This is a genomic window from Ignavibacteria bacterium (genome assembly GCA_016873845.1).
GTDB lineage: Bacteria > Bacteroidota > Ignavibacteria > Ch128b > Ch128b > JAHJVF01.
This window is the reverse complement of sequence record VGVX01000016.1, coordinates 1-14,829: the sequence shown is the minus strand read 5'-3', so window position 1 is coordinate 14,829 and position 14,829 is coordinate 1. Positions and strand designations below refer to the sequence as shown.

The window sequence follows — 14,829 nt, the reverse complement described above, 5'->3', positions numbered from 1 at the left end:
ATTATTTTTTCGGATTTTGTTTTTCATACTTCTGAAGTAATTGATTTATTTCCTTTTTTTTCTTTTTAAGAAGTTCATCCCAACGCTCAATTCCCTCAGTAAGTTTTTTTATTTTCGAATAAAGGTTAGTAATTTTTTCCTGCATCTTTTTTAGTTTATCGACTGACTCACTTAATGGATAAATATTTTCTTTGCTGCTCAAGGCAACAAAATCTCTGAACATATCCGAAACTTCCTTAATTTCATCAAGCGAATAGCCAAACATTTGGAGATCTAAAATCAATTCTCCAAAAAAAACATATATTTCTTGATACAATCGCACTCCGCCCTCACTCCGTGCATCAGGCTCAATAATTCCCTTTTCTTCCCAGTGCTTCAGAGTACGAGCATTGACTCCTATCTTTTCAGATAGTTCACCAATTGTTATAAAGTTCAAGCTTTCTGCTTTTTGCTCTTGTTCGGATTTTACAGGCAGCCCAACTTTTTTTATTATCTTCTTGATCTCTTCAATCCCATAACCAAGCTCTTTGAGATGAATAATTTTTTCGAGAGCCAATATAGAATCGCTGTCATACAAGGCCGTGTTCCCTTTGTTTTTAATTACCGGAGCAATTAGTGCATGAGATTTCAGCTCTTCAAAATCTTTCGTGGAAAGTGAAATTTTGTTTAAGAGCTCTTCTTCAGTGTAAAAATTATTCTTCATTGTGTCCTTTTACGTATATTTTCTGTACAAGTATACGTTAACGTATACTGTAAGTCAAGAACTATTTTAAAATATTTTTACTCAAACAAAATATGCCCTAAACGAAAATTTCTGAGGAAGATTTTTTATTATAGCAGAGGGATAAAATTATTATCCCTCCGTTTTTTAAAGATCAAACTACGGAAAATTTACAACGAAGCTCGATTGCCCGTCGTAATTCGAACTGACTGAAAGAATTACTCTGACTTTTCTCGATCCGGATTTTGATAAAAACTCAATTGAATGACTTGATGCTAATGCGTTTGTAATCGGAAGTTTGGAAATATCCAAGCCTTCAGCCGTTCCGGGAAAGAGCGAGAAGCTTCCGCCTGTGGCGTAAGCAATGTCCTTAGGATTTTGATTCGATAAATTCAGCGGATACCATTGATTTGTATATTTTGTGGTGTCACCGAAGAATACAACATTTACAGAAGCTTTGCCTTTTTGATTTGCAACAACCCATTCATTTGCCCAATTGACTTGAGAGCTTGGACTAACTGGTGCATCCGTAAATAAAATATAAATTTTCTGAGCTCCGCTTCGCCACGAAAAAGCAGAATCTGCAAATTTTATTGCTGTTACTGAATTTTGAGAAAGCGAACTTGAACCATAAGCCGGAAATAAAACCTCAGTAGATGGATCTTCAAACTTTGTTGAGCGCACCCAATTTTTAAAATTCGCAACATCGCCTGTAAGATTTTTATATCCTCGAATGTCCCCTACATAGCCAATTCCGCCAAATCTCAAATCTATTCCGTAATTATATAAAACATCTGCGAAAATACTTATTGTGTTCAAAATTGAATCAACCACGGCAGCTGGCATGCTTCCAGACACATCCACACAAAAAACCACATCAGCAGGAAGAATATTTCCACGGCTGACTCTATTTACGAGTATACCTTTATTCACGCTGTCTACCTCGATCCAAACATTCTGTCCGGCGTCGTTTGTCCCTTTTAAGTCGACTGAATAATTATTTATGACTATACCAGAAAGATTTAATTTTCTTCTTTCACCATTGACTGTTGCAAAACTCCCTGAAGGAACTAAATTATTCCTAACCAACACTGGAACACTTCCGCTTGGATCAGGGGGAATTTGAGGTAGTTCACTGTCAGAAGGAGTCTCCCGGCAGTTTGAAATTAATAAAATTACAGAGAGTAAAAATAAAAGCCTGATAGAGTTCGAAAACATACAGATCTCCAAGAATTTTCAATACAAATTTAATATTTATTGATTTACAATCATTATCGGATAAATTTTTTTCTTTTGAATAATGATTTTAACATTCACATCGTGTTCAATTAGAATTTATCGATAAAAAAAGAAAAAGGAATTCTTTTTTAATAAACAAAATTGTATTATTCACCTAAATGAATCACATTATTTTTATATGTGAGGGCGCTTATAAATATTAAAAAAATAATATAGGAGTTACTTTGAAAAAGTTAATTTTTATAGTTACAATTTTCGGTTTATTAACTGGACAGGCGTATTCCCAATTAGATGACCGATTCGGTAAAATCGATGAAAACGATATTATCAGCTACGTAAAGCCAATGGTCACTACGCTTGGAACTGGATTAAATTCCGGTGGATTTCATTCTGCAAAAGTCGCAAAGATTTTTGGATTCTCGATCGGCATTAAAGGAATGATGATCTTTATTCCAAATGACCAACTAACATTTGATCCTAAGCTCCCAACCGGATACGCTTCTGGTGATCCATCTGCAACGATTTGGGGAAACAAAGGGGGAATTTATTCCGGACCATTCGGTTTTGTTACTTATCCTGATGGTTTCAATCAAACAAGTGTTCCATTTGGTGTGCCTCAAGCTACTATTAGCACATTTGGGACGGAACTTCTTGTTCGCTTTATTCCCTCTGTCAATATCAATGAAAACGAATTTAATTTTCTTGGAATTGGGGTGAAACACAATATCAGCCAATGGATCCCGCTGATCCCTCTTGATGTTGCAGTTCAAGTTCTTTACAATAAACTTGAAGTTACAAATCTAATTTCATCAACAAATCTTGCATTCAATGCACATGCGAGTAAATCATTTGGTGTATTTACAGCTTATGGCGGATTGCAGTATGAATCATCAAACTTCAAGCTCGATTACAAGATTAAAGGAGATCCTGCAAGCGGCAATCCTTTGCTAAGAGTTGACAGAAATATTTCCGTTGATATTGATGGGGATAATACATTTCGTGTAGTAGTCGGAGGGGCATTGAATTTAGCATTCTTAACATTAAGCGCCGATTATAGTCTTGGCTCTCAGTCAGTCTTTACCGGCGGATTAACATTTGGATTTTAATTGGAGGAAAAGAAATTATGAAAAAGAATTTATCAACATTACTAATAGCATTTACAATCGTATCAAGCTTTTCTTTTCAAAGCTGTATACTTGACGCATTCGATTTTATGTACATTAATATCTGGATGCCTGCAACATTTAACGTGAGCGGTTCGACCTCGACAGCATCAGTAAGCAAATCAATCTGGCTCGATACAACTCAGGTCTATCGTGATTATGCAGATAAAGTCGAAAGTATTCAATTTGTAACGTCTGCATTCAGAACAATCGATGTCGGTACTGGTGCAACCGGAAATCTAACTCTCACTATTGCAAATTTAACCGGTTCACCACTTTTTGTGAAAACATTTACTGGAGTGAATATAGCTAACTTTGTTACTACGCCGGCTCCATTAACATTGACTGATGCAGAAGTCACAGCAATGAATAATTACTTGAGCACATCAACTAATAGACGTTTCACTGCGACGCTTTCTGCTACTGGAATTTCTCCAACACCATTTAATTTCCGCGCGAGTGCAGATGTCGCTTTTAGATTAAAAGTTAAATTGCTCTCTGATTAGTTTCTGAATCGTAAAACCCATCCAGATTTATCGGATGGGTTCCTACGATATTTATTAACAAAAAAATTTTCAACGTTTTTAAGACAAAAAAACTTTTTTGTGCTGTTAAGAACCATAGTTAAAAGTAATCCTCTAATACACCTCTAAACTTTTGTCTCCGCCTCAGCTTAAATTTATTTTGCACTTTTATAAAAACTTCACGACCATTTTCCAAAACCTTTCCTCTTGACAAGATTTTTCCGATTGTGCATATTGGATTGGTTTTCAGAAGGTAACAGCAAAGAGGTAAATAAGACCATCTAAGATCAATAATTCTCAAAAGTGATTGAACTGCAGGCTTATTTAGGAGAGATGACCCGATGAGGATATTTTTATCTTTTCAAAAATTTTGGGAGTGTGTATGAGAAATAGGATCGCAATCGTTTTTTCATTAATAGTTTTCTTTTCGATTAGCCATGATTCGCACAGTCAGTCGATAAAAAAAGTTACAATAGTTAAGAACTTCGATTTTTATACAGATGAAATCGATTCGATCAAAAGCTACCTCACATCAATGGGTATCCAAAATTCAGATGTTGTTAAAGATTCGCTTACTTATGAAACACTCGATGGAAGCGACTTATTAATTTGGAACGATCTTAGCTACCAATCAGGCGGTATTTACAATGAGATAGTAGATTTAATCTTTCAGTTTTATCATTCGGGAAGACCTGTATATTTCATCGGCGATGATCTTGCTTATTCTGTAATAAATCTTGACAGTATTCATGCCAGTATGTGGACTTCTATGCTGCATCTTTATGGTGAAGCTAATTTCAACTTCACAGATTCTGTAACAATTGTAAATCATACCCACCCAGTAACAAATGGATTTTACGGCAGCGCTGAAAATTTCTCCTATACTCTTGATATAGATGGAGCAATGCAAACATATACCGGTGAAGTTGTTCTTGCAAGATCCGGCGATTACGATGCTATTCTCGCATACAATGGTTTGCCTGCAAAGGTTTTAACTCAAAATTGCTTAACCTATCTTGGCGGAGTTCATGAAAGCGTTGAAGAAAGGAAAAAAATATTTCAAAATGGAATTCAATGGCTTTTGAATTTATCAACAGAAGTGAACGATAATCCCCCGATCAATGAATTTAATCTCTCACAAAATTTTCCCAATCCATTCAACGGACAGACCAATATCAGGTATTCATTAATGAACCGTGACCACGTCACATTAAAACTCTTCGATGCACTTGGAAGAGAAGTTGCCACATTAGAGGATGGATTAAAAGAAAGTGGCGTTCATAATTTTTCATTCTCCATCCATCAACTGACGAATCATTATCCATTATCCAGCGGAATATATTATTACCAATTGAAATCCGGAGCTTTTTCAATTACAAAGAAATTTATCCTGCTCAAATAACGCAGTTGACTTAGCGTAAAAACTTTCCTGATCCACTCTTAGTTTTAATCGAGTAAAAAATCATTGAATACTTCATCTGAATCTTAGTCTTAGTTTCACTATAGTTTTACTATTCAATAACTCACTATTTTTACAAAAATTCGTTTTTCAACCTTTTTGCTTGAAAAGAACAATTCCTTTGAGTATGTTGAGGCGGTTTACCATAGTAGAAATAGAATTAGGCAATTAAACTCTGAGTTGGTGTAATAGAAATGCGATTTTCTTTTTAAAGTGTGACTTACAAAGCGGAGCTTTAAAATTTATCTCAGTCGATTAGTAAAAATTTGAAAACAATTCTATCTAAAACACCAGGATTTTTTGAAACCATCCGAAGCGAGATGAGATTACGGAATTATAGTTATAAAACAATCAAATCTTATTTAAGCTGTCTGAGAGCATTTGTTAATTACTTTAAGCCTGTTCACCCAAGAAATATTTTGAACGATGAGATTAAAAAATATTTGCTTTATTTGATTGAAGATAAGAAACAGAAAACATCTTCGATAAATCAAATGATTAATGCTCTTCGATTTCTTTACATCGAGCTTTATAAAATACCCTTAATTATTAATTCTATTCCACGACCAAAAAAGCAGAAAAAACTCCCCGATATATTGAGCCAAGAAGAAGTGATCAGTATATTTAACTCTATTAATAACCTAAAACATAAAACATTACTGATGTTGATTTACTCTGCAGGGTTACGTGTAGGTGAAGCCGTAAGAATTAAAATAGGAGATATTGATAGTATCAGAAAACTTATACATATTAGGCAAGCAAAAGGTAAAAAGGATAGATATACTTTGTTATCTGAATTCATGCTTGAAAAACTTAAGCAATACTACAAAGAATATAAGCCTAAAGAATTCTTATTTGAAGGTGGAAATGGAAGAGTACATTTAGCAGAAAGAAGTATACAAAATGTTTTTAACCGTGCTGTTGAAAAAACCGGTATTAAAAAAAGAGTAACAGTACATACACTTAGGCATTCATTTGCCACACACTTATTAGAAGGCGGAACAGATTTAAGGTTCATACAAGAACTGCTTGGACACAGCAGTTCAAAAACAACAGAAATTTATACACACGTGAGTAAGAAATCTATGACTAATATTGTTAATCCATTAGATAAAGCGGTAATGTTAAAGGGAATTAAATGAAAGTTAAAATAATATTATGGCGTTTATCCAACCAAATTGGTATGAAAGACGCCATATGGCTTTGTTACACTAGTTAGGTGGCATTTTGAACTGATGTAAACAACAATCTCCTTTGAAAAATATTTATCTTTGAAAGAAAAAATGGTACTACTTCTTTCCTATCTATTTCTTGCCCTGATTATTTCGTTCATTTGTTCAATAATGGAGGCTGTTTTGCTTTCTACTCCAAATTCATTTCTGATTGTTAAATATGAAAATGGAAACTCTTGGGCAAATAAACTTTTAAAACTCAAGAGTAATATTGACAAACCACTGTCGGCAATACTTTCGTTGAATACTGTTGCTCACACGATTGGTGCAGCCGGTGTAGGTGCTCAAGCTGTTATAATATTTGGGGATGAATACTTTGGATTAGTTTCAGCAATACTTACAATCCTAATCTTAGTTCTGACCGAAATCTTTCCTAAAACAATTGGTGCCAGATACTGGAGAAGTTTGGCGAAGTATACTTCATCGATTATCCGTGTAATGATTTTTATTACCTATCCTCTGGTTCTGATTTCTGCATTTATAACAAAAGCCATTTCTAAAAATCGTCAAGAGCAAACAACGAGTAGGGAAGAAATTGCTGCGCTTGCTAGCATTGGGAATGATGAAGGAGTTTTTTCCGACAAAGAACATAAAATAATTCAGAATCTTCTGAAACTTAAAAATGTTAGGGTTACCGAAATAATGACGCCCAGAGTTGTTTTGGTAGTTGCCGATGAGAATCTTTCGTTAGCAGATTTTTTAAAAAATAAGGATTACTTGAAATTCTCAAGAATTCCCATTTACTCGGGAAAAGACGAGAACATAATGGGTTATGTTTTTAGGCAATCTGTTTTTGAGAAACTAGCAGAAGACCAACACGAACTAAAACTTAGAGATATTAAAAGAGAAATTATAGTCGTACCTGAAACCATGTTTCTTTTTACCCTCTGGGAAAAATTACTGGAAGAAAAGGAGCACATCGCTTTGATAGTTGATGAATACGGTGGGCTAGACGGCATTGTAACATTAGAAGACATAATTGAAACATTACTTGGTCTAGAAATAATTGACGAAAAGGATACCATAACAGATATGCAAAAGTTTGCACGCGATAGATGGAAGGCTCGTCAGACTAAGTACAATATTTTAGAGCAAATTCAGAAAAAGGACGAATAAAAAACGCCACCTAACAGCTGCTAAATTCCATTGGGGCAGATGGTTAGATAGGAATTATTTTTGTATATTGGCAACTATTTTAGCGGGGGACAAGACCGCTGCTTCGAACTCCCCAACGAAATTTAGCAGCAAACGTTAGCCGCCATGCTTTGATAAAGATTTTATTATGCCGAAAGCATAATATCCTATAAATAGTAAAATGAATATAGACTGGATAACCATAGCCATTATCATCATACCATCTGCGACTACCTTGTTCGGTTCGTATTGGCAGGTAAAAACTATGCGGGCTATTGCAAACCCAAGTGTAAACCAACCAAACCAAGACACAACCGTCGGCAAGAATAGACTAATATTGCTTCTGCGAATATTCAATTTTGTATTGTCGCTCGCTATGTTTGTCTGGGGATTATTGTCTTTTAAGTCAAGCCCACTATCATCTTTTGTTCTCATTGCTTTCTCCGTTGGATTATTTGTTTACAATGTAATAACTATAATTCTATTCTCAGTCACCGATAAACTCATAAATATTTTCGATGGATTAATCGGCGTATTTCGGCAAACAATTAATACTATAAGCACGGCGGCTAACAGCAATAAAAACGTAGAATGAAAAATATTCCGCTCACATTTTGGTATTCGATATTTATTTATAGTTCGCTTCATACATTCGTTTTTATTGCATACGTTAGGCGAAACGGCGGCGAACAGACATTAAGGAAATCCAATGGGTGAGACAAGAGTAAATCTTAAGCATCTTCTTGAAGACATACGGGACAGTTATCCTTTTCCACAGGAGGAAGCAATCATTACTGAACTCATTGCAAATGCTCTTGATTCTGGTGCTTCTCAAATACACTTCTTTATTGATTCATCGAAACAAACTTTTTCTATTGTCGACAACGGCAAGGGAATGTCTGAGAAAGATTTCGAAGAATACCATGACATTGCCGCAACAACAAAAATACGGGGCAAGGGAATCGGTTTCGCTGGAGTCGGAGTAAAGCTTTCTCTACTGCTTTCAGACAAGGTTATCACAGAAACAAAGAACAAAAGCAATCACAAATCTACAACGTGGCGTCTTGATGATTCGCAACGAGCACCATGGCAACTTGTAGCCCCCGGGAATCTAGTCAAGTCTTCGACTGGAACTGCGGTGACTTTTTTGCTTCCCAATAAAGATTCTGACCTGCTCAAGTCCAGCTTCGTTGCTAATGTTATCCAAACACATTTCTATCCTCTCTTGCATCCAGATTTCATGGAGAAAATCCTAAAATACATTTATAAGCAAGGGGTAGAATTTACAATCAATCAGGTTCCTGTGAGACTGCCAGAACATGAAGACGCTCAACCATCAAACGTGTTTCTTGTTCAGCTTGGTAAGAAAGCCAGTCCTGTTGGCGTCGGTTTCCTAACAAAGAACAAACAAGAACTCCCAGAAGAAGAGCGAGGAATTGCCATCTCGACCTACGGCAAAGTCATCAAGCGTGGATGGGACTGGATTGGCGTTACTCCACGAAACCCCGCTCGACTAACCGGCATCGTTGAACTACCTCAACTCTCGGAAATACTCACGTTGAATAAAGCCGACTTCTTGAAAGACGTAAACAGTCTCCAAAAATACTATCGCTATCGCAAAGCAATCCAAGAAGCAATTGAACCGATACTCCGAGAGCTTGGCGAAGTCAGCACTCAACGAGAGCAAATCGAACGAGACCTACGTCCACTGCAAAAGCAAATCGAAGAAATTATTGTCAACCTACTCCCGGAATTTCCGGAACTGAATCCACTATTAGGAAGGAGAGGCAGAGGTACGCCTATAACCGGAATCATCCCCGATCCAAACGCACCCAATATTGGTCAAATCGTACAAGGTGTTGATACAATGACAGGCACACGGGGTGGACAGACGACTGGAGAAGGAATTGAAGTAGCCCCTGGCGACTTACCTGGTGAACGCATCGAACCTTCTCTTGATCCTACTGAAGCTGGAACTAAACATGAAGGTCATCGGAAACGCCCCGGTCTAATGCTTGGGTTTGATGATGATCCGGATCGTCCTGAACTCGGTTGGCTTACCGACAGTACCATTTGGATAAACAAGGCACATTCAGCTTATACAAAAGCATCAGATAGCCAATCCGAGAACTACCACATTGCTCTTTCTGTAGCTTGGGTTCTCTCTAGTTTCTTGGACACGGAAAAATCTCCTCTTGCATTTCTTAACCGATTTCTCGGAGCGTGGGGTCGACAATGACAATTCCCAAGCTCCCTATAAGAATTATTAAACAAGGTGGTAATCTCAAAGCGACTACCTCTGTAGACACTTTGTACGATAATCGCAAGAGTATTCGGCAAGAATTGGGTTACATCGAACAAGACTACGGCTCCCTCGTACGGGTTCTTCGGGAGCTCCTCACTTCTTCAAAGTCTGCACAGAAATCCGACCCCCGAATCCTTTGGCTTATCGGCGATTATCTCCTTTCTTTTTTTGAACGCCTAGATTCTCTAGGTTTCTATCTTGTGAAGCAAAACGAAACTGTTGCACGTGATATTTCGACTTCTGAAAGTTCAATAGAGAAGATACTGTCATTCAGGCGAAGGTTCTCGTTTATTTCTCTTGTTGATTCCTCAATTCCTTGGTCACAATACAGAGAGAACAAAGTGCCTATAAAGCAGACGCAAGGTGATAAAAATGAGAACAAAAACGTTCGCCGCCGCTTCGCCTAACACGGCAAATTACGTCACTCATTTTATTGAGATGAGTTATTGTATTCGTTCCACCGTTTTGCTCACGAGAAATTTGTCATTTGATAGTTCGCAAAACGGCGGCGTAATTTGCCGACACGTTAGCTGCCACGCAGCCGAGCTGGAAGTTAAGCGGTTTATCATCACGTTCGCCCTCATGTAGACTTTATGAGCAACATTATGCGTCACGGCTGGCCGTAAGAAAGCTTAGGAGAACAATTATGAACAAGCAACTAACACAATCCAGGATAAGAGCCTTTGGGCTTCTTCTCTTTTTTATAGCTTTTAGCTTCTCCATCTCTTTCTCAGTTGTCAAAGGAGATAAGAAGGATAGCCTGACAACCGTGCTTTCTAGTTTTCTCCAAACAGATACGAGTGGGGTTGCTGGAATACTTTTTGGAAGGCTCGATAGCCTGAATACCAACGCCCGAATCTGGACAGAGGGAGCAATTGACGAGAAGAATGATTTGAGACTTGGATGCCCCACATCAAAACCCTGCCTTGCATTCATCGTTTTGAAAGAAAGAATCGATCTCGGTACAACGATTGATCGCTGGTTTCCCGAAGACAGTGGATTCACTAAGTCACACGTTATCACCATCAATCACTTGTTGCTAAACTCCAGCGGGATTCGCGACTATGTACCACTAATACCTATCCACTCAGATTCGGCAATTACTCCTACGAATTCCATCGATTGTGCATATCGCAACCAACCATTGCTTTTTTCTCCCGGTACTGGATTCGAGTATTCCAATACGAACTTCAACATTGTCGGTCGCATCCTCGAATTACATACAGGCAAGACAGTTCAGCAACTATTCCGCCAGTATTTCGGTGCATATGCGGTGTCGCTCAGAATCGACGACGGGAAAGGAAATTATCCACGAGGTTATCCAAAGCCATGGCCGTACCACTGGATTTCTCCCGGCTACGCAGGCGGTTTCATCGGAAGTGCTACTGATGCGATGCGCACTTTCGCATATATCTCTACACAACCAGAATTCAAGATAATGACCCGATGGTACTCGGCCGGAGGCTCGGTTTCCGATGAGACCAGCGACCACTTACTTGGACTCGGAGTATTTGGCAAATCAAACTTCGCCGGTCTGGGTGAGGCAGTAGTGTACGAAGGTAACATGGGACCGTGCCAAATGATTCTCGCTCGCGTCAGGGGATCAATTTTCTACATCGCTTCAGCCCATAATATTGGACCGTCACAATTGAGCGATCTGTTCCAGAGACTCATAGTCCTTAGCATTCAGTACCCTTAGGAGCGAAAAATGAACAAAATGAAAGCAGCAATCTGCACCAAGTATGGTCCACCTGAAGTATTTAAGATAGTAGAGCGTGACGTACCCGTGCCCAACGATGACGAAGTCCTCATAAAGGTATTTGCAGCCTCAGTAACGAATAGTGACATCTTTATCCGCAGTTCTGATATCCCGCTGAGGTTTCGGATTCCGATGCGGATCATGATCGGCATTACGAGACCGAGGAACGATATCCTCGGAGAAGTATTGTCTGGAGAAATTGTACAAGTGGGCTCGAAAATACGACGTTTCCAAGTTGGTGATCAAATATTCGGGCTAACAGGTTTTTCACTTGGAGCATATGCAGACTACAAGTGCATGAAAGAAACGGATTCTAAGCAGGGATGTATTGCGCTAAAGCCGCGCAATATCGGTTTTGAAGATGCAACTTCAGCTGCATACGGTGGTCTTCTCGCTTTGCAGTTCCTTGAACAAGCACATATCCAACCTAAACAAAAGGTTCTCATCTATGGCGCGTCTGGGACTTCTGGTACCATAGCCGTCCAGTACGCAAAACATCTTGGTGCGGAAGTAACAGGTGTATGCAGTACAGAGAAAATCGATCTTGTAAAATCATTGGGGGCAGACAAAACGCTGGATTATACCCACAAAGATTCTCTCGCCAAGTTGGAAGAATACAACTACGTGCTCGACGCTGTCGGAAAAGCAAGAACTTCTGAATTGAAACAGGCTTGCAGGGCCCGGATGTCGGACAAGCACAAATTTCTCTCTATAGACGACAGCGCACTCATTTGTAGCTCAGAGCGCTTGGGCAGGATAAGGGAACTCATAGAATCTGGCGTAGTCAAACCAATCACCGACAAGTGCTTCCCTCTTGAGCATATCATCGATGCTCATAGGTATGTTGAACAAGGACACAAGAAAGGTAATGTTGCAATTAAGGTTAACTGACTACATGGACAGTCACCTGCATAATCATCTCATGACGGCTACGCGGCAGCTAACAAGCGTAACAACGTCGCCATCATTTGATAGGAGATTATTGTGGCTCAACGCTTTCGCTCACGGAATTGGATTTATCGGAGTTCGCTCCAGCGTTGCGTTGTTACGCCAAACGTTATGTGAAATGCGCCAACTATTCGGAGAACAAAAACCGATGATACCATCAATAACCAACGTCAATGTGAAAGCCATTATTTGTTTCATTCTCTTTTCGTTTCTGTTTCCGACCCTCGCTCTTTCGCAAAAGCCCAAAGAGATTGCAAAGGAGTTGTTCGAATCCACTGTTCTGATATCGACGGAAGACGAGAATAGGCAACCATTAGCATTCGGAAGCGGATTCATCCTAAAGGAGGGCTTCATTGTAACGAACTACCATGTCATCCGTGGAGCGAAGAGCGGTTATGCAAAACTCGTGAACAAGAAGCAGAAGTGCGAGATTATCGGTGTAATCCACGTAGATGAAACAAATGATATTGCTGTTCTCTCTGTTCCGGATCTGAAAGGTAAGACCGTCAAGGTTCTAACCCAATTGCCCGAAATCGGAGAGGTCGTGTATGCAATCGGCAATCCGAGAGGTCTTGAGGGCACTTTCTCTCAGGGAATCGTGAGCGGAATCCGCACGCTTGATGAAACTAGCAGCAGCAAACTGATTCAGATAACCGCGCCGATTTCTCCCGGTTCAAGTGGAGGCCCCATCGTTAATGAAAAGGGGTACGTAATTGGTGTGGCTGTTGCCACACTCAAGGGAGGACAGAATCTCAATTTTTGCATTCCCTCCACTTTCCTTCCTTCCGTTGTAGGCAGTGAACATCCAAAGCCCTTCACTCAATTACAGAAAAAAGAGGTTGGCCTGTTTCGATACCTTGAGTCGGGATCGCAGCAAGACGCTATCGTTGGTTCCGAGTTCCGGTGGAACGGCGATCCACGAAAAACTCTTTGGAGCTATGGAGACTATTCCTATTCCTTGCGCAATGTTTCCAGAACTAATGTGAGAAACATATACGGCCTGATCATCTTCTACGGACGTGATGGCAACGTTATCGACATAGATCCAATAGAATACAAACAGCTTGTGCCAGCCGGCTTAGCAAGGCGAGTTACGGGCGCAGTTGACCCAAGCATAAAGAAGCTCACAACAAGAACATCGCCTGAGAATCAGTTCATGGCGGACGATACTCCCTCCACGACAGTTGAGTTTCGCATTCTATATTTTGAGCTTGTTGAGGATTAATGAATGGCACAGCAACCACGCTTCTCCAGTAGACATAGTCTTTCCGGACAGGAGAGGGAAATCACAATACGTGAAGATGCTCCAGCACGATTTCGAGGTGCTGTCATTCAGATTGCAAAAGAACTGGGTCTGAAGCCATCGAATCTCAGGGAAATCATTTGTAGAGTTCTTCGGGAGATTCCAGATTCAAACAACTGGTCTGAATATCCCAATATAGACTACGAAGTAAGTCAGCTTGTTCAGAGTTGTGAGTGGTTCTATGTATACGATATCACAGAAGAAATATATCGCTCTCTCCTTCAAATGGGCCAAGCCAATCAGTTTCAAGACGAGATAAACTCGTTCTTCCGCCTAGCGGGCATTGGCTGGCAAATGGTTGGAGGAATCATTGAAACGCGAGGATCAGAATCATTTGAGTCCGCAGTTAATAATGCGGTTGAAGCTCTTGAGGCATCAAAGAGAACTACCGCTAAGAGCGAGATTCATGAGGCACTTCGAGATCTCTCACGCAGACCTGAGGCTGATCTAACAGGCGCAGTTCAGCATGCAATGGCCGCGCTCGAATGTGTTGCCCGAGATGTAAGCAACGACAAGGCCACACTTGGTGATATTCTCAAGCGTTATCCCGATTTACTTCCCAAACCTTTGGACGATTCTGTTTCCAAAGCGTGGGGTTATGCTTCCGAGATGGCCAGACATCTTCGCGAGGGACGAATCCCGACTCGCGAAGAAGCTGAATTGATTGTCGGTCTCTCCGCTGTTGTTGCAACATACTTAGCGAAGAAATCAAAGATTGCATAATGACCGTTGGCGCACTTCACATAACACGCCCAACAACGACGCTCCAACATTTGAAAAGGAATTATAGTTGTCGCTCAATGCTGTTGCTCACGAATATGGTTTGTGTCGCCCGCCGCAAGAAAATTTGTCTTTCATAGCGGCGGTCGCCACATCGTTTTTGAGTTCGCAACATCACTGCGGTGTTTTGCCAAACGTTAGGCGTCATTGTGCCGCCTCATTAATAAACAAAGGGCGATGGAGTTCGCCTGTGACCGTCTCGAAGTTTTTCGAGTCTGATAACTCCTACTCGAAAACGAAAGGATAAATCTTTATGCAACAA

At 39.7% G+C, this 14,829-nt stretch carries 14 protein-coding genes; 12 read left to right on the top strand and 2 right to left on the bottom strand.

Annotation, left to right across the window (positions count from 1 at the left end):
• Position 1: 1 nt before the first annotated feature.
• Both FJ213_05235 and FJ213_05230 read right to left on the bottom strand, forming a co-directional pair.
• On the bottom strand, positions 2-703 hold the full coding sequence (locus FJ213_05235; protein MBM4175563.1) for a MerR family transcriptional regulator: 702 nt from the start codon (positions 701-703) through the stop codon (positions 2-4).
• A gap of 177 nt (positions 704-880) precedes the next feature.
• A complete protein-coding gene (locus FJ213_05230) occupies positions 881-1,939 on the bottom strand; it encodes a VWA domain-containing protein (GenBank protein MBM4175562.1) in 1,059 nt (352 codons plus the stop codon).
• A 245-nt stretch (positions 1,940-2,184) separates the two neighbouring features.
• Here FJ213_05230 and FJ213_05225 point away from each other — a divergent pair, with 245 nt between their 5' ends.
• From FJ213_05225 to FJ213_05170, 12 genes are all read left to right on the top strand, one after another.
• Entirely contained in the window at positions 2,185-3,066 is an 882-nt protein-coding gene (locus FJ213_05225) for a hypothetical protein (GenBank protein MBM4175561.1), read from the top strand.
• Positions 3,067-3,083: 17 nt separating this feature from the next.
• On the top strand, positions 3,084-3,629 hold the full coding sequence (locus tag FJ213_05220) for a hypothetical protein (protein ID MBM4175560.1): 546 nt from the start codon (positions 3,084-3,086) through the stop codon (positions 3,627-3,629).
• 400 nt (positions 3,630-4,029) lie between these two features.
• A complete protein-coding gene (locus FJ213_05215) occupies positions 4,030-5,049 on the top strand; it encodes a T9SS type A sorting domain-containing protein (GenBank protein MBM4175559.1) in 1,020 nt (339 codons plus the stop codon).
• Between the two features lie 377 nt (positions 5,050-5,426).
• Positions 5,427-6,248 carry an integrase gene (locus tag FJ213_05210; GenBank protein ID MBM4175558.1) on the top strand — a complete coding sequence of 274 codons (822 nt, stop codon included), beginning with the start codon at positions 5,427-5,429 and terminating at the stop codon, positions 6,246-6,248.
• A 141-nt stretch (positions 6,249-6,389) separates the two neighbouring features.
• A complete protein-coding gene (locus FJ213_05205; GenBank protein MBM4175557.1) occupies positions 6,390-7,454 on the top strand; it encodes an HlyC/CorC family transporter in 1,065 nt (354 codons plus the stop codon).
• Between the two features lie 199 nt (positions 7,455-7,653).
• Positions 7,654-8,067 (top strand): hypothetical protein, encoded by a 414-nt coding sequence (locus FJ213_05200; protein ID MBM4175556.1) that lies wholly within the window; start codon positions 7,654-7,656, stop codon positions 8,065-8,067.
• A 114-nt stretch (positions 8,068-8,181) separates the two neighbouring features.
• Entirely contained in the window at positions 8,182-9,711 is a 1,530-nt protein-coding gene (locus FJ213_05195) for a hypothetical protein (protein ID MBM4175555.1), read from the top strand.
• Positions 9,708-10,184 carry a hypothetical protein gene (locus FJ213_05190; GenBank protein ID MBM4175554.1) on the top strand — a complete coding sequence of 159 codons (477 nt, stop codon included), beginning with the start codon at positions 9,708-9,710 and terminating at the stop codon, positions 10,182-10,184. Before FJ213_05195 ends, FJ213_05190 begins: the two co-directional genes overlap by 4 nt.
• Before the next feature lie 239 nt (positions 10,185-10,423).
• Positions 10,424-11,476 carry a beta-lactamase family protein gene (locus FJ213_05185; GenBank protein ID MBM4175553.1) on the top strand — a complete coding sequence of 351 codons (1,053 nt, stop codon included), beginning with the start codon at positions 10,424-10,426 and terminating at the stop codon, positions 11,474-11,476.
• 18 nt (positions 11,477-11,494) lie between these two features.
• Positions 11,495-12,427 carry an NAD(P)-dependent alcohol dehydrogenase gene (locus FJ213_05180; protein ID MBM4175552.1) on the top strand — a complete coding sequence of 311 codons (933 nt, stop codon included), beginning with the start codon at positions 11,495-11,497 and terminating at the stop codon, positions 12,425-12,427.
• A complete protein-coding gene (locus FJ213_05175) occupies positions 12,366-13,709 on the top strand; it encodes a serine protease (protein ID MBM4175551.1) in 1,344 nt (447 codons plus the stop codon). The genes FJ213_05180 and FJ213_05175 overlap by 62 nt, the downstream gene beginning before the upstream one ends.
• Positions 13,710-13,712: 3 nt before the next feature.
• Entirely contained in the window at positions 13,713-14,510 is a 798-nt protein-coding gene (locus tag FJ213_05170; GenBank protein MBM4175550.1) for a hypothetical protein, read from the top strand.
• The last annotated feature ends 319 nt before the right edge of the window (positions 14,511-14,829 follow it).

Excerpts from the sequence above, each read along its gene's own strand:
- FJ213_05175 (MBM4175551.1), top strand. The coding sequence starts at position 12,366 with ATGCTCATAGGTATGTTGAACAAGGACACAAGAAAGGTAATGTTGCAA.
- FJ213_05215 (MBM4175559.1), top strand. The coding sequence starts at position 4,030 with ATGAGAAATAGGATCGCAATCGTTTTTTCATTAATAGTTTTCTTTTCG.
- FJ213_05185 (MBM4175553.1), top strand. The coding sequence starts at position 10,424 with ATGAACAAGCAACTAACACAATCCAGGATAAGAGCCTTTGGGCTTCTT.
- FJ213_05180 (MBM4175552.1), top strand. The coding sequence starts at position 11,495 with ATGAAAGCAGCAATCTGCACCAAGTATGGTCCACCTGAAGTATTTAAG.
- FJ213_05230 (MBM4175562.1), bottom strand. The coding sequence starts at position 1,939 with ATGTTTTCGAACTCTATCAGGCTTTTATTTTTACTCTCTGTAATTTTA.
- FJ213_05190 (MBM4175554.1), top strand. The coding sequence starts at position 9,708 with ATGACAATTCCCAAGCTCCCTATAAGAATTATTAAACAAGGTGGTAAT.
- FJ213_05220 (MBM4175560.1), top strand. The coding sequence starts at position 3,084 with ATGAAAAAGAATTTATCAACATTACTAATAGCATTTACAATCGTATCA.
- FJ213_05235 (MBM4175563.1), bottom strand. The coding sequence starts at position 703 with ATGAAGAATAATTTTTACACTGAAGAAGAGCTCTTAAACAAAATTTCA.
- FJ213_05170 (MBM4175550.1), top strand. The coding sequence starts at position 13,713 with ATGGCACAGCAACCACGCTTCTCCAGTAGACATAGTCTTTCCGGACAG.
- FJ213_05200 (MBM4175556.1), top strand. The coding sequence starts at position 7,654 with ATGAATATAGACTGGATAACCATAGCCATTATCATCATACCATCTGCG.
- FJ213_05210 (MBM4175558.1), top strand. The coding sequence starts at position 5,427 with ATGAGATTACGGAATTATAGTTATAAAACAATCAAATCTTATTTAAGC.
- FJ213_05195 (MBM4175555.1), top strand. The coding sequence starts at position 8,182 with ATGGGTGAGACAAGAGTAAATCTTAAGCATCTTCTTGAAGACATACGG.
- FJ213_05205 (MBM4175557.1), top strand. The coding sequence starts at position 6,390 with ATGGTACTACTTCTTTCCTATCTATTTCTTGCCCTGATTATTTCGTTC.